Source organism: Gimesia aquarii (assembly GCF_007748175.1).
GTDB lineage: Bacteria > Planctomycetota > Planctomycetia > Planctomycetales > Planctomycetaceae > Gimesia > Gimesia aquarii_A.
The window spans coordinates 863487-883827 of sequence record NZ_CP037422.1 but is presented as its reverse complement, the minus strand read 5'-3'; the positions used below and the strand labels follow the sequence as shown (position 1 = coordinate 883827).

Below are 20341 nucleotides of genomic sequence, written 5' to 3'. Positions count from 1 at the left end.
TAATCGCGGGAAGTTTCACACGCCAGGCAATCCATTGACATGCCATAGCGGCAAGAAGGATGCATGCTAGTGACATAATTGCATGTTCGCCCATCGTGACTTCCTGTTGTCTGTTTTACTTTAAAAATCTGTTTCATTGCTTCGCAGTGATTTGTGTGACCCAAGCGTAATTTTAACCAGACATCTTGACATGATAGAACCGTGTGGTCTAGTTGGAATGAAAGAAAATCAAAGATTACAAATTGAGAATACTCATTTTGAAAAAACCTCGACCTCTAAAGATATCTGATTTCCTGTGCTATTACAGGACGTAATTCGGCACAGACAAAGTCAATTTCCTGAGGAAGAAAGAATATTTCTCAACGCCAGTGAAGTGTTTTGGATTGATGATTCCAGGCGTGTTCCTCATCATTCGTGCGGGTCGTGAGCGTAATCCCTTTTGGGCTCAACCTGGCAATGGTCCAGCCGGTGGTCGATTTGTCGGGATTTGCGACGTAGGACGTGGCTGGTGTATTAAAAATATGAATGCCTTGATGCTGTGCGTTGCCGCGGTGATGAATGTGTCCGTGAATGTAGGCTTTGACTTGTGGGCGTGCTACTAGAAGTTCCCACAATTCAGCCGAGTCGGTTAAGCCACCGGGAAAGTGAACTGGATTCCCCCCCAACCGAGGGTTATGATGTGTGACGATAATGGCGGGTTTCTCAGAATGGGCGTCGAGAGCTTTGGCCAACCAGGTACGTTGTGCTTTTCCAAGGGTTCCCTGTGTCACCATTGTTTTGTGTAGTGAATCCAGCAAAAAGAAATTGGCGTATTTGGTTTGCACAACAGAAATATGACGTGATTTCACTGGCGGCGATTCCGGCTGCTCTTCTTTCATCACTTCATAAAATACATCACGTTGATCATGGTTTCCCAACGTCAAATGAGTTTCGATGTTTGCATCACGCAACGGACGAATCAGTTTGGCAAAGTGACGGTAGTCGCCGGGTTGTCCATCTTTGAGCGCCAGGTCTCCATTGATGAGTACACAAGCCGGTTTTCGTTTCAGCCCGACTAATTCACTCACAACCTGCCTGAGATGACTGGGGACTGGCGAATTAGCGGGATGCTTTTCACCAATGTGTGTATCGTTTAAGAGATAGACGATTTCCTCTTGCGTTTCAGTGGCATAAACGCCGGTTTGACTTGCAACAAGTCCTGCTCCCAAAGTAATCAGGAACTGACGACGGTTCTGAGTGGGCAGGTGAATGGGCATGGCGGGGTCTCCAGAATGATTTTTCGGGTGGGATCTCTCGTAAGTCAGAGTTTTATCCTACATCACACTTTGACTCAACGAAACCTTAAGTTTGGCTAATTTTGGGAAGGTTTTTGCTGTTGTTCGAGGAAATGCAGTGATTCGCGCCCCATGCGTTCGCAAATTCCCAATGCTTCCGAAAACGGAATATCCAACGGTTCGATACGATCTGGCGTTAGGAAGATCACAAAACCTGACCAGGGGTCCGGCGAACCGGGCAGATAAAGTGAAACCAGTGGTCCCTCTGTTCGTTCTACTTCGAAGGCAATACGTGTGACATCATCAATGCGAACGAGAACGGGAATCATTTCCGGTTTGTTATGGTCACCGCCGATACTGCCCTTTAACTGTTCACGATAGATGGCATAACGGGGGAAAAGCAAAATCAGATTTTTTTCCACAAAGCGAGAGAGGCTTCTGCCAATGGACCAACGGGCAATCAGGCCCGCAGCAAAACACATCAGGAGTACGATGCCAATCGAGATCGCAACCAGGAGCGATATTCCCGCCGGAGTCTGTACGGGAATATATTCGGAGAGTACCTTCGCCACCGATAAGACAATCGGCACGATCTGACCAACTAAGGCACCGATCACAATCAAAGGCAATAAAAAGATCAATCCCCCAATGGCGGTCGTTTTTAAAAAGCCAAAACTCTTTTTCACATGCTGTGACATGAATGTGTCATCTTTCCTAAAATTTCAGACTGCCATCCTGCTAGTCCTGAATCAACTTGTAGTACAGCAGTTTCCTCTTGTCAAAGGAGAGTCGTTTTCTGGTTAGAGTTTTGATCTAAGGCGACAGTTCGTTCACAAGCTCATCCCGATGTTTCTGGAGTTCTTTCAGTTTGCCAGGCTTGTCCGTTACTCGATTCTGTTTCTCGTAAGGATCGGCTTTGAGGTCGAACAAAAATTCTTCGCCACCTTCATTTTGGATGTATTTCCAGTCCGCTTGGCGTAATGCGGTCCATCGTCCGCGTTTTAATTCTTTGTGTGGTCCAAGTTGCCAGAACAACTCTCTGGTTCCGACAGGCGTTTGCTTAGTCAGCAAGCTGGAAATATCCTGACCATCGAGAAGCAAGCCACCAGTATCGACATTTACCAGTTGACAGATTGTTGGAAACAGATCCAGGGCCCAGGTGACCTCATTTGTTTCAGTAGCCGCTTGAATTTTCCCAGGCCAGCGCATGATACAGGGAACACGAATTCCTCCCTCAAACAGACTGGCCTTCGCTCCTCGAAATGGTTGATTACTACCGCCATAAACGTATGTGCCACCATGGTCAGTCATGAAAATCACCAGAGTATTTTGATCGAGTCCATTATTTTTTAGCGCAGTCATCACACGACCGATTCCATCATCCAGCGCAACAGTCATCGCGGCAAACTCACGGCGGACTTTATCTTTAATATTCCCAACCCGCTTCAAATCAGACCCTCGCGCCTGCATAATATTAATCGCACTCTGATCGCCGGGGGACCAGCCTTTACCAAAATGCGGGGCATTATAAGAAAGGAATAGAAAGAACGGTTTTTTGGCAATCTGTTGACCTTTCAAGAAATGTTCTGCTTCTTCGGTTATTAAGTCGGTCGCATAACCATTCTCGGAAACAGTGTGCTGGTTGTGATACCAGTCGGGAATATTTCCATACGTCATTGTGAAATAATCAATACACCCTCCTGTATGCCCACGAAATAAATCGAAGCCATGGGAAGTAGGGAGCAATGTTTTGTTTCCGTGCCCCAGATGCCATTTGCCAATTAGCGCTGTCTGATAGTCGTTCTGTTGTAAAACCTCAGCAATGGTTGTTTCGCCAGGTTGAATACCGCGATTTTTATCCAACTGACTCATAAACATTAAGGCCCCCAATAACCGATCCTGAGAACGGCTTGGGTTGCGGCCTGTCAAAAGCCCAAAGCGGGAAGGGGTACAAATCGAAGAGGCGGAATAATATTGACGAAACAGCAAACCCTCTTTCGCAAGCTGATCAATATTCGGTGTCGGAATTTCACTTCCGTAACAGCCGACATCGTTGAGTCCCTGATCATCCGTGAAAATAATCAGAAAGTTAGGTCTCTCTGCCGCCTGTACGTGATCAGAAAAGAAGATCAAAAAGAAAAAGAGACCAAGGCAAATCTGATTTAGGGTATGCTGCATGTCAATTTCCGAACATATCTCGCGCAAATCATCAGACAGTGGAACCTACCTGGCTCATGATTGCATCTGTTTTCGAACAGCATCACCCTGTTCAGGTTTTGCGGAAAAGGAAGTACGAGTGATTTCTGACAGCTCACCATAGCGTAGAGTTTTTTATCATGCAATGATATTGTGGACGACTTTCCCACCTTCAATGCCTGTCAGCCGGAACTCTCGCTCACCTTGTTTGAACGTTAATTGATCGTGATGCAGTCCTAATTGATGTAAGATCGTGGCATGCAAATCACGGAAATGAACTTTGCCTTCGATGGCTCGCGCGCCTGTAGGATCGGTTTTTCCGTAAGCAAGCCCCCGTTTGATGCCACCGCCGGCCATCCAGAACGTAAAGCCACGTGCGTTGTGGCCGCTTTCGTTTTTGCCATTTTCGGGGACCAGACCGGGACGACCAAATTCGCCCCCCCAGACAACCAGTGTCTCTTCAAGTAAGCCACGTTGTTCCAGATCTTCCAGTAATGCAGCGATCGGAGCATCCGTTGATTCACAGTTTGCAGTCAGATCCTCACGATGATTTTTATGTTGATCCCAACTGCCGTGATTGACTTCAATAAAACGCACACCTGCTTCAGCAAAACGACGTGCTAACAGACACTGACGTCCAAAGTCCGAATCTTTACAAGTACCAACCGTTTTACCTTGTCCCACGCGATAGCGTTCTAACGTCGATTTGGTTTCCTGGCTGATGTCGAGTAATTCGGGAGCCGTCATCTGCATTCGAAATCCGAGTTCCATCGATTCAATCACGGCGTCCAGACGGGCATCATCGGGACGAAGAGAGGCATGCTCACGATTCATGGCTTGCACAAAATCCAGTTGTTGTCGTTTGACAGAAACAGGGAGATGCTCGCTCTTGATATTACTGATTGTAGCAGTCGACATATTCGTGGTATTAAGGCCAATGGGAGTTCCTTCGTAAACGGGTGGTAGAAACGCACTGGAATAGACAGAGGGTTTCGAAGGATAAAGACTGATGAAACCCGGAATGTTCTGGTTTTCCGTACCCAGGCCATAAACAACCCAGGATCCCAAACTGGGACGGGGACGCAATCGGTCACCCGTATGTAATTGTAGAAACGACTGAGCATGATTCGTGATATCCGCGTGCATGCCATTCAGCACACATAACTTGTCCGCATGTTTTGCTGTTTCTGGTAGTAGCTCTGAAATCCAGAGACCACTTTCTCCATGCCGATCAAATTTGAAGATAGACCCCGGATGTTTTTTCTTCCCGGTTTGCGGTTTATAATCAAACGTATCCATTTGAGCGGGGCCACCACTCATGCACAAAAAGATCACGCGTTTGGCTCGCGCGGGTCGCTGTGGTGATCTGGCGGAAAGATTGGCAATCACAGAGGAATCTCGGGCAAACGATGGTGGGCCACAGAGTGCAGATAGTGCCAGATAGCCAAATCCACAAGAGGCCGAACGTAACATTTCACGTCGCGAGATGACAGGCATGACTGGTTTCTTTCGATTGTGATTCATAGTTAACTCGTCAATTTAATCAACGTAACGAAATTCATTGGTAGATAACAAAGCCTGACAGAGGGTTGCCCAGACGGTCACTTGACGAATGGCGTCCTGGGAAATCTCTTCTTTGAGTTCCGTATCCACATTTTTCAGTAACGTCAGCGATCGTTGTAATTCACTGTCACTTGGTGCGCGGTTCAAAGCGCTTCTGTAAACTTGAATCACACGATCTCGCTCATCCCGTTTCGACATTGCCAGGATGTCTTTGGCAAAGTGTTGTGCCTGATCAATGAGAAACGAACTATTGATCAGAAACAGGCTCTGGGTTGGCAGCGTGGTTTCATTCCGTTTTCCGACAGGCTTGGTGGAATCAGGCAAGTCAAAGGCCGAGAGTTCTGGTGGCTCGGAATGACGTAAGAGGCAAAGGTAAATACTGCGATGATTACTGGGTTGATGTAGATTGCTCGCTTTATTCACGAGTTCGTCCACATTCGCAATCGCAGATCCCCGACCGGGTTCCCAATTCAATTGACCACTGACGGCCAGGATACTGTCCCGTAGAGATTCCGCATCTAAACGACGCCGATTATGCCGATAATGGAATCGATTTTCTGGATCAAAATCCAGTATGTCCTCGTCACAGAAGCTGCTGAGTTGATAGGTGCGACTGAGTACGATACTGCGAATAAATTGTTTGATAGACCAGCCTTCTGAACGGAAGCGTGTTGCCAGATGATCCAGCAATTGAGGATGCGTAGGACGTTCGCCATAGACGCCAAAGTCATCCGGCGTGCGTACGAGTGCTTGACCAAATAAGTGCAGCCAGATCCGGTTGACCATGACCCGAGAAGTCTGCGGATGATCCGCAGAAGTCAGCCACTCAGCCAGTTGCAGACGACCACTCGACTTGGCTGTAATTTGGGGTGGTTGTTCAATCTTGCAAGCCGACAGAAATCCGCGGGGCACACTCGGACCCAGCTTCTTGGACTCCCCTTTGATATTGATTTTACAGTCGACCGGCTTTTTCTTTTCGCGAACCCCCATCGCCAGTGGTGTTCCGGGAGGGTAGATGTTTTTCGGTTTCTTTTTTCTCGACAAAGTATGCTTATCAATTACGGGTTTCACACCGCTTTCCGGCGGATGAATGTAGACGTTCTTCGATTTCAGGATATGTAAGGGAGTTTCCGGCGCTGTTAATGGTTGATTTGCGGCAAACCCCCACATGGTTTCAGTGCTTAAAAAGATTCCCGCCATGGCATAGTAGTCGCGGGTAGGAATCGGATCATGCTTGTGATCGTGACATCGCGCACAAGCCACGCTGAGTCCCATGACACCCGTACTGATGACATCAATTTGATCGTTCACCACATCCATATGAAAGTTAACATTCATTGCTTTCGCTGGTTTTGATCCGATGGCCAAAAATCCTGTGGCAACCAGCAAGCGGTCTTTTTCTTCCGGATTAGTAGCGGGTAACAAATCGCCGGCAATCTGTTCAGTCAGAAAACGATCATAGGGCACATCAGCATTCAAAGCCTGAATGACATAATCTCGATACCGCCAGACATGAGGGAATGTAGGATTACGCCCCAGACCATCATTACCGTTGGATTCTCCGTAGCGGGCCACATCCAGCCAGTGCCGACCCCAGCGTTCCCCAAAATGCGGAGACGCGAGTAATTCGTCAACCAGATGCGCGACGGCCCGTTGCCCTCGGCGTTGATAATCGGCAACGAACGATTCCACCTGTTCTACCGTCGGGGGAAGACCAATCAAATCGAAATGCAATCGTCGTACCAATGTTGCCGGAGTCGCATCTTCGGTAGGTCTCAAATCTTTTGACTCAATCCGAGAGAGGATAAACTGATCGATGGGGTCGTAACACCATTCTTCTCTCTGAACGGCAGGAATCACAGGATCGGAAACAGGTTGAAACGACCAGAGCGCGGGATTCGCTTCAGTGTTTTCTTCCGTTGGTTTTTTCGCAATCAACGGGTGAGCCACACGCGGATCCGGCACGCCCATTTTGACCCACGTCACAAAATCACTGATGACAGATTCTGGTAGAGGCTCATTGGGGGGCATCTCCAGACCATCGTATCGCAACGCCTGGATGAGTAAGCTTTCATTCGGCCGTCCTTCAACAAAAGCCGGTCCTGATTCGCCTCCAACGCGCATGCCATCACGCGTATCCATCCGCAGTTTGCCGCCCAGTTCTTCCGCTTGGGAAGAATGGCAGGAGTAACATTTTTTGACAAGTACCGGACGAATCTTGTTTTCAAAAAACGCCCGTTGTTTGGGATCCATTTTCGCGTGAACTGACTTACCAGACGGCTTTTTTGCGCTCCAAACGGGTGTCACCACAAAGAAGGCACTCGTGATGAACCAGCAAGCGGCAAAAATCAGAGTCGTAAGTCTACGCATGGCCGACAATTCTAGTCTGGAGGGAGGAGTCGTACGCGTTAAGGAAAGTATTAGTGAACAAGAATAGATCGTACTTGGTTGATGCGTTTAAGTCAAGAATCTTAAGAATCTTTCGGCATGCCTGGAGCGAGACACTACTTTTTAAGCGAATCCAGTTGCAACCACTAAAGTTTGCCGAATTGATGCGAGATGTGATTCTTTACCAAAGTGAAATAGAGTCACGGTTTCAGTCATTTTCCAATCTTGCGACGATTCTGCTACCATTCCCATCAGAGGTTCACCAAACAGATTTTCAACAGAGAGAAAGTAACGTGCGGGTCGAATTTGATGTGATTATCGTTGGCGGAGGTGGCAGCGGTCTGGCAGCAGCCGTGCGTGCACTTGAAATGGGAGCCAGTGTCCTGGTTCTGGAGAAGCAATCTCAGTTGGGTGGCACAACAGGTATGGCCATCGGTTCCTTTACCGCGAACGGAACCCGGATGCAGCGAGAGGCGAACATCAATGACAACGCCGATGATCATGAAGAGGACGCAGGGCAATTTGCAACTCCTGAAATTGAAGCCTGGAACAATCCTACCTTACGTCGTTTCTTTCTGGGACAGACGGCAGAAACCCTGGAATGGCTCCACGGCATGGGGCTCTATTTTCACGGTCCCAATCCGGAGCCCCCTAACCGTGTTCCCCGTATGCACAATATTGTTCCGAACGCCAAGGCTTATATCGCTGCGTTTCAATCTCAAATCTTGAAGCGGAAAGGAACCATTATTTGTGATGCTCCTGTTGTCGAACTGGTTTTTGATGAGCAAGAAGTCACGGGTGTAGTTGCTTCGATTCAGGGAGCAAGACAAACGATCAAAGCCAAACGAGGAGTTGTGTTAGCCGCCGGTGATTATGCAAACGCACCAGAACTCATCGGACGTTTTAAAGGTGATCAATTTATATCCATCGAAGGCGTTAATCCCAAAGCTTGCGGTGACGGACATCTGCTCGCCGAGAAAGTCGGCGCGCGACTGCTGAATATGGACATCACCTACGGTCCGGAATTACGTTTTGTGCCCCCACCCGGAGATCCCTTTGAACAATTGATACCGACCAGTGGTTTCCTGGCAAAACTGATGGGGCGGCTGGTACCATTCATGCCACAAGCATTAATCAACTGGCGGATTAAAAAGCTGCTCTTAACCTGGCAACATCCTGAGAATTCCTTGTTTGATGACGGTGCGATTTTAGTGAATTCAGAAGGGCGGCGTTTCTGTAACGAAAAAGATTCCCCGCAACGCGAAATCGCAATCTCTGAGCAACCGGGGAAAGCCGCATTCATTTTATTAGATGAACGAATCGCTGCCCACTATAGCCAATGGCCACATTTTATATCGACGGCTCCTAAAATTGCATATGCTTACGTAAACGATTATCTGAAGTTGCGACCTGATGTGAGTGTCGAAGGAACGACACTGGACGCTGTGGGGCAAGCGCGCAATTTAAATATTCAAAATCTGAGCGACTCAATTGAACAATTCAACCAGTATATTGCTGGTCAAAAGCCCGATGCCTTTGGACGCACACACGATTCACATGCACTTACGGGAAATCGCTGGGTGTTATTGGGACCAGCGAAAGCCTATTTCACAACCACGGAAGGAGGCGTCGCCATCAATCAACAACTGCAGGCCCTGAACGACAGCGGAAATCCGATTCCTGGATTATACGCCATTGGTTGTAACGGGATGGGCGGGCAAATCCTCTGGGGACACGGCCTACATATTGCCTGGGCAATTACCAGCGGCCGACTGGTAGGCGAATACCTGGGAAAATCCAAAATCCATCCTTAGTTCATATTCAATCTAATATTCTTCGATGTAAATCGACAAATATGATATCAGTCCATTTGTATTTCCGAATTTGATATGAGTTTTGATTCTGAAGATGATAGAAAAATGAGCGACGAGCGTTTGAAACCCAAGGACCAAAATCGACTGAAAGGAATTGATCTTGCGCGATTTGTCGCACTTGTGGGTATGGTCATTGTTAATTTTAATGTCGTGATGGTAGCGCCAGAAGCGGAAGAAACTTTCTCCAGCCAAATTGCGGAGTCGCTACAGGGAAGAGCGGCGGCTACCTTTGTGGTACTTGCTGGAATCGGACTAGGTCTGGGAACGAAACGAGACGCCTGGAATCAGACACTCAAAGTAACACTGAAACGAGCAGCGTTCCTCTTAGTCGTAGGCTTGCTTAATTCTCTGATCTTTGAAGCCGACATTATCCATTATTATGCATTTTACTTTTTATTCGGTGTTCTGCTTTTACGTGCACCGGGATGGTGTCTCGTTGTTACAATGAGTGGACTCATTGTCGGTTTTGTCGGAATGATCTTATTCTTTAACTATGACGCAGGCTGGAATTGGCAGACTTATAGCTATCATGATTTTTGGACACTCCAAGGCTTTGTCCGAAACTTATTTTTCAACGGCTGGCATCCGGTAATCCCCTGGCTGGCCTTCCTGCTGTTTGGAATCTTACTCAGTCGTCTCAACCTGGGAAGTCGATCTGTACAACGAAAACTGTTCATTGGTGGAGCGACTGCGTTCGCGCTGATTTCAGCGAGTTCCTATTGGCTAGTGAAAACGATTAGTCCCCTGGACGCAGAAGCCGCGATCCTGTTCTCGACCGCGCCGGTTCCACCCATGCCATTCTACATGCTGGCAGGCGGCAGCATCGCTTGTACGGTCATTGGGTTCTGCCTGCTGGTGGAGTCATCTCTAAAAAGAGCGCACTTGCTCAACATTTTCACCGCAGCGGGACGTCAAACATTAACACTTTATATCGTGCATATCATCATCGGTATGGGCACACTCGATGCTCTGGGAATGCTCGGAACGCAGACCTCTCAAGCATCTCTTCTGGCCGCCTTAGCGTTCTGCGTTCTGGCAACTATATACGCGGTCGTCTGGATGCGATTCTTCAAGCACGGTCCGCTTGAACTGCTGATGCGAAAAGTGGCTGGCTAAAATTGAAAGCCGGGCTTGACGAGCGTTCTCTGGCGATCGTGAATTCATTTTTTTCTGACTGATGGCATTCCGGTTTAACAAAGAATGTCATCTCACCCCATTTCTTGGCTCACAATGCTGATTTTTGCACAGTAAAAGACTGCGAACCCCCTGTGAGCATTCTCGTTGTGATACGAAGCCAAAATTTTAATTATTGTCAGAAATTTGTTGACAAGTTTGCGCAACTCTTTGTAGAGTAAATATTAATCGCATGTATATTAATGAACCAATGTATTAATATATTCGATTCTTTGTTGCGTGATCTCTGAAGCCCAACATATCCAGCCTGAATCCAAATCGTATTTTGAAATTCGTTTTAATTCTATTGGGAGCCACACTTTAACACAAACACATTTTTAAACAACTCTAATTATTATGTCAGCCATTTTGAGATAGATGTTCTTGTATTGATACTTACTTTTATTTTTCAAAGGAAAAGCGACATGAATCTGAAACGCTCGCAGAAGCATGGTTTTACCCTGATTGAGTTACTGGTTGTCATTGCTATTATCGCCATTCTGATCGCGTTACTGTTGCCCGCCGTGCAACAGGCTCGGGAAGCGGCCCGGCGTAGTTCCTGCAAGAATAATATGAAACAACTGGGGCTGGCCTTTCATAACTATCACGATGTGTTTTCGCAATTCCCCCTTCAACAAACCTGTTGTGCGGCTGGGGACCCGGGTTCACCTGCACCACAAACATGGCGCATCCGCCATAGCTGGACGGTGCGTATTCTGCCCTATATCGATCAGGCACCCATTTATAATCAGATGAATTTCAGCACAGATGGAATGCATGGAACCAATCTCGCCTTGAAACAAGAACGACTCAAGGCAGTTGAATGCCCTTCAGACCCACTCGTTCAGGATACCGACATCGGGGCAGATGATGTCGGTGGCGCTCAGCGCGCACAAACAGACTACGCCATCTCAGCCGGAGGTCACCCCAATGGTGCTGCCACAACTCCGGGTACCTCGGGGGCTGGTTATGGTCAATTTGGTGGCGTTCCGAAATCACGAGATGTGCGAGGCATGTTCAGCCGTAGTGGATACTCTGCCAAAATCAGCCATGTGACCGACGGAACGACAAATACCATTATGATCGGCGAAGTCGTGGGGCCCTTCTGCCGTTGGCAAGACTGGGGTTACCAGAGTTGGGGAACAATGGCACATCCCATCAATTTCCGGAATGAGGAATTTATTGCCGGTACTCTAAGTATCGGCGATGCAAATGCCTGCATCGGTTTTCGCAGCCGACATGAAGGGGGTGCCTTCTTCACAATGGCCGATGGTAGTGTGCATTTTCTGAGCGAAAATATCGATGGCAACCTTTACCGAAACCTGGGCGACAAAGCAGACGGCAATACCGTGAGTGGTTTTGGCGGATAACCTTTCCTCTTCCGAGTCAAACATGGATTTAATCATACACCTTACTTTGTGCCATTCGCATGAAGTAAGGCATGATTGAATCTAAATCCTTCAATACAAAATTTAAACTACTCCCAACTTGAAAGGCGAGTTATGTCAGGCTCTCAGTCAGGAATCGTTTGTTTCTTATTACTCACGATTAGCCTCATGATTACTGGTTGTGGAGGGGACATTGACGATGCCCCAGAGGTCGCACCAGTAAGTGGAACGGTTCAATTCAACGGAAAACCTCTGGAAGAAGGGACGATCGTTTTTCATCCGACATCAGGCCGATCTGCTTCAGGAATGATCAAGGGAGGAAAAATTATTGATGTAACGACAACAACTAAAGGAGATGGTGCTCCAGTGGGTGATAATAAAGTGACCATTTTCTCAACGAAGCCGGATCCGAAGGATCTCTCTGGAATGGGAACGATTTCACTCATTCCTGAAAAATATAACGACGTCAAAAAATCAGGTCTAAACGCCATGATCAAAGGTAATCAAGAGAATACCGTGACGTTTGATTTGAAAAAATAGTGAGCGAATTCGGTGATTTGCAAATGACTCAGAACAGAGAATCCTGAAACCAATCCAGGTTTACGAATCAGGGTTATTCGAACCGGGGATTACTTTCGTTAAATCGCGACCGAGAATCGAGGGACACCAGTGACTTTCGATATGTTCGATGATCATTTCGGTTCCCCTTGTATGACTCACGTAAGGTCGATCACGGGGGTCGTAGAGCGCATCGGTTAAGTCACGGCACAAGACGACGTTCTTGCCCAGGTATTTCATTTGACGAATTCCGAATGGTCTGCCCAATACACACATGTTGGTATGCACGCCCATGATGACAATGTTTTTGCGTTGTTCCTGCTCAATGAAATTAAAAATTTCTTGCCCATTCGCGCTAATCACATCGTAACCAATGATCTTGATCGCCGGATGTTGATGACGATCCGTATTTTTTTTGTAGTCCGCAATTGGATCATCACACCCCCGTATGCTGGACTCGGTCGATCTCTTAATCGTATCGTCCACTGGCAACGGAGGTTCCTTCTCCGGATTCAAGTAACACCAGCCTTGAATTGGCACGGGAGGTTTTGCTGGTTTTGCTTTTTTGATCCGATCCCGAAACGGAGTCTCTTCGTACAATTGGATTCCGCCACTGGGTGCATGAATGATGGCAACTCCATGATCACGTGCCTGCGAGATCACCTGATTCATTTTTGGTGCCATCCGGTCGACGCGCTGGGCAGCCATCTTACATGGATGATCGGCCCACATGTCACAGATGATGATCGCTGTTTCCGAGGCATTCCACTCTGCCTGCTCCACACTTGCAGTCGCAGGTTTTTTAGCCGTGCGTTTCCGTAAGTTGATCCGGAATTTTCCGGGAACGGGGGGAATGCTTCGGGAAGATTCTTTTTTTGCTTCATTCGCAAAAGTGGAGAGTGATGGGAACAGAAAGCCAGCAACAGAGCTTTGAAAAACCGTACTTAAAAAATGACGTCTTTGTTGATCACTTACAGTTTTCATAATGGCTCCCGATGGATTCTGAAACAAAATTAATTAATTCGTCAGTCTGTATTGTGAAGCCGAAAAGCGATCAATTCAACCAGAATCTCATAAGAAAAAGTGAACTTCCTCATTTCATCCTGGGGGTTGTCTTTTTTTTGCCCAAGACGAAACACATAATAAAACCACGTCATGATCGATTCTCCAAATTACGGTACAAGGTGGGAGTTAAATGCGAATTCATTCTTATCTGCTGACGTTCCTCTTACTCAGCTTTGTCTCTCATTTTGTTTCGACTTCACGGGCAGATGAAAATTCGAGTGTCAATCAACAGGATCAACTCGTTTTGAAAGAGGGAGACCGGATTGTCCTGATTGGAAACACGTTTGCCGACCAACAACGCCTCAATAACTACCTGGAAACACTACTGACGTCACACGCACCGGTGAAAAATATCACCTTTCGTAATCTGGCCTGGTCGGGAGACACGTTAAGTTTACGACCACGGCCTCTGAACTTTGGTTCGTTGGATGAACATCTCCGACAACAAAAAGCCGATATGATTCTCGCCTGTTTTGGAATGAACGAATCATTTGCAGGAGAGGCAGGCCTGAAGCAATTTACCGATGACTGGGAACAATTTCTCAAGCATGTGGCAGCGCAGCAATATAATGGGAAGTCGGCACCTCAGGTCGTCATGATTTCACCAATTGCGCATGAAACCATGGGACCACCACTTCCCGATCCGGCAGAACATAATCAAAGTTTGTTGAAATATACTCAAGCGATGAAAGCAGTTGCGGCAAAATACCATGTTCCGTTTGTGGATCTCTTTACTGCCTCAAAAAAACAGATGGATGAAAATCCTTCGCAGAAACTCACTCGAAATGGAATTCATCTGAACGAGTATGGGTATTGGGTCATTGATCAAATCATTGCCAGTCAATTACTGGGAACGCAAATCAAAAGCCCCCAAATTGCCGCCGATATGAAAAGCAAACACATCCAAGCCACGAGCGCCAAGATCATTGAAACTTCATTTCAACCTGACACCATTCAATTTACTGTCAAAGAAAAAACGCTACCGATTCCTGCACCTCCGGCCTCAACCATTGTCCACAATCAATTACTGACCGCTCAACCAAAATTGACTGTGAAAAATTTACCAGCGGGAGTCTATCGACTGACGGTGAATGGAACTCCTATTGCTAAAGCCAGCCATTCAGACTGGGGCAGGGGGCTGCATTTACAAAATCTCCCATCACAGAGACAAGTGAATGAGTTACGTGCCAACATAGATCGAAAAAATGAATTGTTCTTCTATGTCTATCGGGCACATAACGCAGAATACATTTTTGGCCGTCGCACCAAACCCTTTGGGGCGGTCTCTTTTCCTCCGGAAATGCAAACCTTTGGGAAACTGATTCAGCAGAAAGAAACGACAATTCAAAAACAGGCACTGCCCAGCGGAACATCCAGATGGGAACTGATCAGACTCGAATAAAGACTGTCATTCTCCGTCGTCCTGTTTTGTACAATGCTTCGATTCAAATGGTTTCACAAACCTTCGTTCATAAGAGTTCAATATGTCAAAACGATTCATACTCATCCATTTTTTCCTGGCAGTCTTAGTTTCTTTTGTACTCTTTCTCAATGCACACCAGAGTTTTGCTGCAGATAAAAAAGATCAGCGACCACATGTGGTGTTTGTGGTGGGGACCACACATTATTCACCACAGAAAACAATACCAGTCTTTGCTAAACAACTGGAAAAGTACGGTTTTAAAACAACCGTCATTGTTCCCCAAGGGAATCCGGAACGGAATAAAAATCAACTGGGCCTGCCTGGCCTGGAAGTACTGGAACAGGCTGACCTTGCTGTATTTTATATGCGTTTTCTGCAACTCCCACCTCAGCAGTTTGCTCACATTCAAAAATTCGTGAAGTCCGGAAAGCCAGTCATTGGCTTGCGGACAAGTACCCATGCCTTTGCTTACCCCCAAGATCATCCGTTATTCGAATGGAATCACGGCTTTGGCAAGCGGGCACTGGGATCAGCTTACTTTCTGCACCTCTCCGGCGAGACCGTTGTCGAACATGTGTTACCATCCAGAAATCATGAAATTCTGAATGGAGTCGCCGCCAAATTCATCGATCCTGGAACGCTATATAAAACAGAACTCCCCGAACAGGCAACTCCGCTCTTAATGGGAACGGGAAAGTCAAAACGCACAGGAAAAATCAAAAACCGGTTTGGGACACATGAATTAAAATCCGAAATGAGCTGGCCCGTCGCCTGGACCTGGAAGAACGAATGGGGTGGCCGTGTGTTTGCCACTACGATTGGTCACGAAAAATCATTCCAGCTCGATACCGTCAATCGGTTATTGATCAATGGCATCCATTGGTGTCTGGAAAAGCCGGTGGGAACGACTCCCGAACGAATGGCTGTCGCAAATTCCGCTCCCAATCTGAAACGTCCTTTTGAAATCACACAAGATCATTCACCGGAAAAAGAACGAAAAACGTTTTCGATGTTGCCCGGTTATGAAGTGAACCTGTTTGCGGCTGAACCCATGCTGGTGAATCCCATTCACATGACCTGGGATCCACAAGGTCGATTGTGGGTCATCTGTTCCACATCGTATCCTCAGGTCTCGCCGGGTGAAAAACCAAACGATCAGATCGTGGTACTGGAAGACACAGACCAGGATGGTCGTGCTGATAAATCCACGGTCTTTGCTGATGGATTGTATGTTCCCACGGGACTTGAATTAGGAGATGGTGGCGTCTATGTCGCGAATGCTCCCGATCTCTTGTTTCTGAAAGACACGGACGGGGATGGAAAAGCCGACCACCGGGAAGTTGTGCTGACCGGCTTTGCTACGGAGGACAACCACCACTCCATCAGCGCCTGGCGCTGGGGACCGGGTGGCTGGCTTTACTTTCAGGAAGGGACTTTCATGCACTCGCAAGTGGAAACTCCCTATGGAACCGTGAGGCTCGAAAACGGAGGCGTGTTCCAGTTTCATCCCCGGACCTTGAAATTAAACGTCTTTGCCGACTATCGCGCGTCAAACCCCTGGGGCCACATGTTCGATGACTGGGGACAGTCCTTCATTATTGATAACCCACGACTCTATTTCTCTGCCCCCTTAACGGCAAACAGTCACGCCAAACTTGGCTTTGATGCCAGCGGTTCGGGAACAAAACAGTGTGGGGGTGAATTTGTTGCCAGTCGTCATTTTCCTGATGAAGTTCAAGGAGAAATCTGGACCAACCAGTATAAGGCACACGTTGTGGCGCGCTATGAAGTCTCTGATGACGGAGCCGGCTTTAGCATCAAAGGTCTCGATCCACTCATTCAATCCAGCAGTTCCTATTTTCGTCCTGTGGACTTAAAGATGGGACCGGATGGCGCGGCTTACATTCTGGACTGGTACAATCCACTGATTGGTCACATGCAACATAGTTTTCGAGACGAACGACGCGACACCACACATGGACGCGTCTGGAGAGTCACCTATAAGGACCGTCCCCTGGTCAAACATCCTCAGTTGATTGGCGTTCCTCTCTCAGAAGTGGTCTCCCATTTAAAAGATCCGGAAAGTTATACCAGACATCAGGTGAAACGGGTGCTCTATGATGCCGATCAACGGCAAGCGAAGCAGGCGCTTGATCAATGGGTGGCAAACCTGAATCCACAAGAATCAAAATTCGCACATCACCAACTGGAGGCACTCTGGTGTTATCAAACGATCGGTGTCATCAATGAAACATTATTGCGCGAAGTACTCAAGTCGAAAGACGCCCGCGCCCGAGCTGCCGGGTTGAGGGTGCTGCGTTATTGGCATCCTCATGTTATAAATCCACTGAAGTTGCTGGAAACCGCCATTCACGATCCGCATCCGCGTGTACGACTCGAAGCAATCCTGACAGCAGGTTATATTCCCGATGCACAGTCTGTTGCAATCGCTGTCAAAGCCATTGATGCCCCCATGGATCGCTATCTGGAACATGGATTGAAGCTCACCATCGACGGGTTACAACCCCATTGGTTCAAGGCACATCAACAAGGCCAAGTCAGGTTTGAGAAACCAGAACATAAAAACTACGCTCTGGCAAATCTACTTTCCAATGAATCTATCGATGTGATCATTGACCTCTTGAACGCTGGTAGCATCGATGCAGAGTTACTGAAAGGTCCTGCAAAAGTTGTCGCCGAAAAAGCCAACGCGAACCAACTGGAGCCTTTGGTGCTTACTTTGGTAGAAGTCACGCGTGAATATAAAACGCAAGGAGGCAAGGGAATTTCGCCGGAAGCACTTAGTATCCTGCTGGATGCCATGGACCGAGCCGCCCGTGAACGGGGTGTGATTCCCAAAGGAAATATTGGTTCCATGCTCAGTCGTTCGGCGGTTGTCCCGGGTTTATCCGTGCAAAAATCAGTGGTCCGTTTGATTGGTTCCTGGAAACTGACACGCGAAGGCAAACGTTTGCAACGCTATATCAATTCACCCGACACCAACCCTGAAGTAAAACAATTGGCTGCGGAATCGTTAGGGATGCTTGGGAATGCCGCTTCGATGAAATACTTGAAAGCATTGGCAAACTCGAAAAAAGCAATCAACCAGCGTTTGCTGGGAGTTTATGGTCTTGCGGCTCATGATTTAAAACAGGCGGCCAAACTGACTCCGGGTATCTTAGACCAGGATCCTGCCGGACAAGATCCTGCCTGGTTCCTGATTGCGTTTACGAAGCGCAAAGGTGGCTCAGACATTCTGGCAGAGCACTTGAATTCGACCCAAATACATCCCCAAGTCGCTGCTAAGATCAGACAGCATCTGATTGAAACAGGCGAAACCAATCAAGCATTGATTACTGACTTTGGTGGAGCTGTGATGCAGGATTCTCTCGAAGCACAATTACTCAAAGAAAACGTTCTGGAACTGGCGGCAGAAGTAAGAGAGCAGGGGAACGCACAACGTGGCGAACAAATTTTTCGCAGAATGGAATTGGCCTGTATGAAGTGTCATAGTATTTCGAATGCAGGACCTGTGCTGGGGCCCGATTTAGCGGCTATCGGGTCCAGTTCCCCTCCCGATTACATCGTCGATTCCTTTTTGCGTCCTTCCAAAGTGATCAAGGAATTCTATGAAAGCATCATGGTGGTCACCGATGAAGGACGTGTCATTAACGGTATATTAGTCGTCAAAGATGATAACAAAGTAGTCCTCAAAGACGCGGCCCAGCAGGGAAAACAAGTCACAATTCCCGCAGAGCAGATCGAATTCACGAAAAAACTGCCTTCACTGATGCCACTCGGACTGGCCAATAAACTAAAAGATCGACAAGAATTTTTAGATCTGGTAAAATTCGTAACCGAGTTGGGCCGACCCGGACCTTATGCGACCAGTGTCGCTCAAGTGGTCAGACGTTGGCGTCTTCGTGGGGCGGACAATCCATTGACTTCGGATGATCTGAAAGAGTTTCCCTCTTTAGAAAATTCTGCTGTTGCCGCCTACAGTATGGTTAATGGTACTCTCCCCGCGTCCGATTTGAATCTCAAGAAACCGCTGACACAGGCAATTGCATTGGTCGATGTGACGCAAGCCGGGAATGTGAAGATGAAAATCAATTCTGTCAAAGGTTTGAAAGTCTGGCAGAATCAAACGCTGATTCCGGTAAAAGAATCGACTCAACTGTTACTACCTTCCGGTCGAAACCAGATCACGTTTGAAATTGACCGTGCGACCCGCGGTGAAATGGATTTAAGAGTTGAATTCCTCAATTCAGAGGCTCAACCCAATGGTCGTTTTAAAGTGGTTGGTGGACCTTAAACACAAATGCCCAAGCTTTTTGATCACATTAGTTCTGAAGTACACCCTGTAACCAAACCTGACACAATTTGGGCCAGCCTGAGATAGGGTTCTTGGAAGGTCGCATCCCGTAGCCATGCCCTCCTTTCGCGTAAAGATGCAACTCTGCATCAACTTTATCATCTTTTAATGCGCGACAGTAATTAAACGCACTATCGACCAGACGGCGGTCGTCCAAAGTTTGTACGATGAATGCCGGAGGCGTATTTGCAGTCACTTTGATTTCGGGAGCCATCTGACGCTTGTCTTTTTGATCATAGATATAGGCCGGGTAAATCAGAATGGTAAAATCAGGACGGCAGCTCAGCTTATCGGCAGCGTCAATCGGAGCATAGTCGCGTTTCTGATAGTTGGTCGAAAGATTGGCTGCCAGATGACCGCCGGCAGAAAAACCAAGTACACCAATCTGATCTGGATTGATACTCCATTCCTTCGCTTTACTTCTTACGATTCCAAAAGCACGTTGTGCATCCTGTAACGCGGCATCCCGTTGATTACCGGGCACCGTATATTTAAGAATGACAGCATGAATACCGATCGAATTCAGCCATTCGGCAATTTCAGTTCCTTCGAGATCATAAGCCAGAATCTGATAACCACCACCAGGGAAAATCACAACGGCAGGTGCATTCGGTTTTGCATTTTTTGCTTTATAGAATTCGATCGCAGGCCGCTTGACTTTGGTGATGCGAATAATTTTGTCGTATTTGACTTCATCGTCACTCTTTTCCAAGAGTGGTCGGTCAGGCCAGATTGCTAAGCTCTCATCTGGTTTTGGTGTTTTAATGGGAACTGCGGCCAGTGATAAGAGCAAAAACGCCACCAGGCAGAGATATCTCATTGTTGAAGTCTCCAGAATGAAGATTGAGCTGATTTTACAAAAGTGTGACTGTGTAAGGAGTGTCCTTATACTAGCAAGTATCATGAGTTAGATACAGTAATTAAAAGAGAGTAATTTACCGCTAATTTGCCAAAATTTCACATTACAAAGCAGACTGAATTCTTGCTTGCATTTTGGAAAAAACTAGCAATACTACTAATTTGCTCTCTCCCTTCAGAAATACATTCAGGTGAGATTCCGTCTC

The 20341-nt window shown here is 47.3% G+C and carries 13 protein-coding genes; 6 read left to right on the top strand and 7 right to left on the bottom strand.

Features of this window, described 5'->3' with window-relative positions:
* Positions 1–359: 359 nt before the first annotated feature.
* The 5 genes from V202x_RS03625 to V202x_RS03605 form a co-directional block, all read right to left on the bottom strand.
* Positions 360–1256 carry a metallophosphoesterase family protein gene (locus V202x_RS03625; protein WP_145171293.1) on the bottom strand — a complete coding sequence of 299 codons (897 nt, stop codon included), beginning with the start codon at positions 1254–1256 and terminating at the stop codon, positions 360–362.
* 95 nt (positions 1257–1351) lie between these two features.
* Positions 1352–1972, bottom strand: coding sequence for a DUF502 domain-containing protein (locus V202x_RS03620; RefSeq protein WP_145171291.1), 621 nt, complete (start codon positions 1970–1972; stop codon positions 1352–1354).
* A gap of 115 nt (positions 1973–2087) precedes the next feature.
* Positions 2088–3452, bottom strand: coding sequence for a sulfatase-like hydrolase/transferase (locus tag V202x_RS03615; RefSeq protein WP_145171289.1), 1365 nt, complete (start codon positions 3450–3452; stop codon positions 2088–2090).
* Positions 3453–3608: 156 nt separating this feature from the next.
* A complete protein-coding gene (locus V202x_RS03610) occupies positions 3609–4994 on the bottom strand; it encodes a DUF1501 domain-containing protein (protein ID WP_232098816.1) in 1386 nt (461 codons plus the stop codon).
* Between the two features lie 15 nt (positions 4995–5009).
* The gene (locus V202x_RS03605) at positions 5010–7403 is read right to left on the bottom strand and encodes a PSD1 and planctomycete cytochrome C domain-containing protein (RefSeq protein ID WP_145171287.1); all 2394 of its coding nucleotides are present in this window, start codon (positions 7401–7403) and stop codon (positions 5010–5012) included.
* A gap of 53 nt (positions 7404–7456) precedes the next feature.
* Between V202x_RS03605 and V202x_RS03600 the strand changes: the two genes are divergently transcribed.
* The 4 genes from V202x_RS03600 (at position 7457) to V202x_RS03585 (ending at position 12396) form a co-directional block, all read left to right on the top strand.
* Complete coding sequence (locus V202x_RS03600) at positions 7457–9235, top strand: FAD-dependent oxidoreductase (protein ID WP_145171285.1); 1779 nt, start codon at positions 7457–7459, stop codon at positions 9233–9235.
* A gap of 105 nt (positions 9236–9340) precedes the next feature.
* The gene (locus V202x_RS03595; RefSeq protein ID WP_145171283.1) at positions 9341–10411 is read left to right on the top strand and encodes a DUF418 domain-containing protein; all 1071 of its coding nucleotides are present in this window, start codon (positions 9341–9343) and stop codon (positions 10409–10411) included.
* Positions 10412–10893: 482 nt separating this feature from the next.
* A complete protein-coding gene (locus tag V202x_RS03590; RefSeq protein ID WP_145171281.1) occupies positions 10894–11838 on the top strand; it encodes a DUF1559 domain-containing protein in 945 nt (314 codons plus the stop codon).
* A 132-nt stretch (positions 11839–11970) separates the two neighbouring features.
* Complete coding sequence (locus tag V202x_RS03585; RefSeq protein ID WP_145171279.1) at positions 11971–12396, top strand: hypothetical protein; 426 nt, start codon at positions 11971–11973, stop codon at positions 12394–12396.
* Between the two features lie 60 nt (positions 12397–12456).
* Here the strand turns inward: V202x_RS03585 and V202x_RS03580 are convergent, their stop codons facing one another.
* A complete protein-coding gene (locus V202x_RS03580; RefSeq protein ID WP_145171277.1) occupies positions 12457–13398 on the bottom strand; it encodes an isochorismatase family protein in 942 nt (313 codons plus the stop codon).
* A gap of 211 nt (positions 13399–13609) precedes the next feature.
* Here V202x_RS03580 and V202x_RS03575 point away from each other — a divergent pair, with 211 nt between their 5' ends.
* Positions 13610–14881, top strand: coding sequence for an SGNH/GDSL hydrolase family protein (locus V202x_RS03575; RefSeq protein ID WP_145171275.1), 1272 nt, complete (start codon positions 13610–13612; stop codon positions 14879–14881).
* Between the two features lie 82 nt (positions 14882–14963).
* Positions 14964–19217, top strand: coding sequence for a PVC-type heme-binding CxxCH protein (locus tag V202x_RS03570; protein ID WP_145171273.1), 4254 nt, complete (start codon positions 14964–14966; stop codon positions 19215–19217).
* Between the two features lie 28 nt (positions 19218–19245).
* Here V202x_RS03570 and V202x_RS03565 read toward each other — a convergent pair whose 3' ends face one another.
* Positions 19246–20097, bottom strand: coding sequence for an alpha/beta hydrolase (locus V202x_RS03565; protein ID WP_145171271.1), 852 nt, complete (start codon positions 20095–20097; stop codon positions 19246–19248).
* Positions 20098–20341 lie beyond the last annotated feature (244 nt).

What these genes read in the sequence shown, in the direction of transcription:
- V202x_RS03625 (WP_145171293.1), bottom strand. Translation starts at nt 1,256, where the DNA reads ATGCCCATTCACCTGCCCACTCAGAACCGTCGTCAGTTCCTGATTACT.
- V202x_RS03620 (WP_145171291.1), bottom strand. Translation starts at nt 1,972, where the DNA reads ATGTCACAGCATGTGAAAAAGAGTTTTGGCTTTTTAAAAACGACCGCC.
- V202x_RS03615 (WP_145171289.1), bottom strand. Translation starts at nt 3,452, where the DNA reads ATGCAGCATACCCTAAATCAGATTTGCCTTGGTCTCTTTTTCTTTTTG.
- V202x_RS03610 (WP_232098816.1), bottom strand. Translation starts at nt 4,994, where the DNA reads ATGAATCACAATCGAAAGAAACCAGTCATGCCTGTCATCTCGCGACGT.
- V202x_RS03605 (WP_145171287.1), bottom strand. Translation starts at nt 7,403, where the DNA reads ATGCGTAGACTTACGACTCTGATTTTTGCCGCTTGCTGGTTCATCACG.
- V202x_RS03595 (WP_145171283.1), top strand. Translation starts at nt 9,341, where the DNA reads ATGAGCGACGAGCGTTTGAAACCCAAGGACCAAAATCGACTGAAAGGA.
- V202x_RS03590 (WP_145171281.1), top strand. Translation starts at nt 10,894, where the DNA reads ATGAATCTGAAACGCTCGCAGAAGCATGGTTTTACCCTGATTGAGTTA.
- V202x_RS03585 (WP_145171279.1), top strand. Translation starts at nt 11,971, where the DNA reads ATGTCAGGCTCTCAGTCAGGAATCGTTTGTTTCTTATTACTCACGATT.
- V202x_RS03580 (WP_145171277.1), bottom strand. Translation starts at nt 13,398, where the DNA reads ATGAAAACTGTAAGTGATCAACAAAGACGTCATTTTTTAAGTACGGTT.
- V202x_RS03575 (WP_145171275.1), top strand. Translation starts at nt 13,610, where the DNA reads ATGCGAATTCATTCTTATCTGCTGACGTTCCTCTTACTCAGCTTTGTC.
- V202x_RS03570 (WP_145171273.1), top strand. Translation starts at nt 14,964, where the DNA reads ATGTCAAAACGATTCATACTCATCCATTTTTTCCTGGCAGTCTTAGTT.
- V202x_RS03565 (WP_145171271.1), bottom strand. Translation starts at nt 20,097, where the DNA reads ATGAGATATCTCTGCCTGGTGGCGTTTTTGCTCTTATCACTGGCCGCA.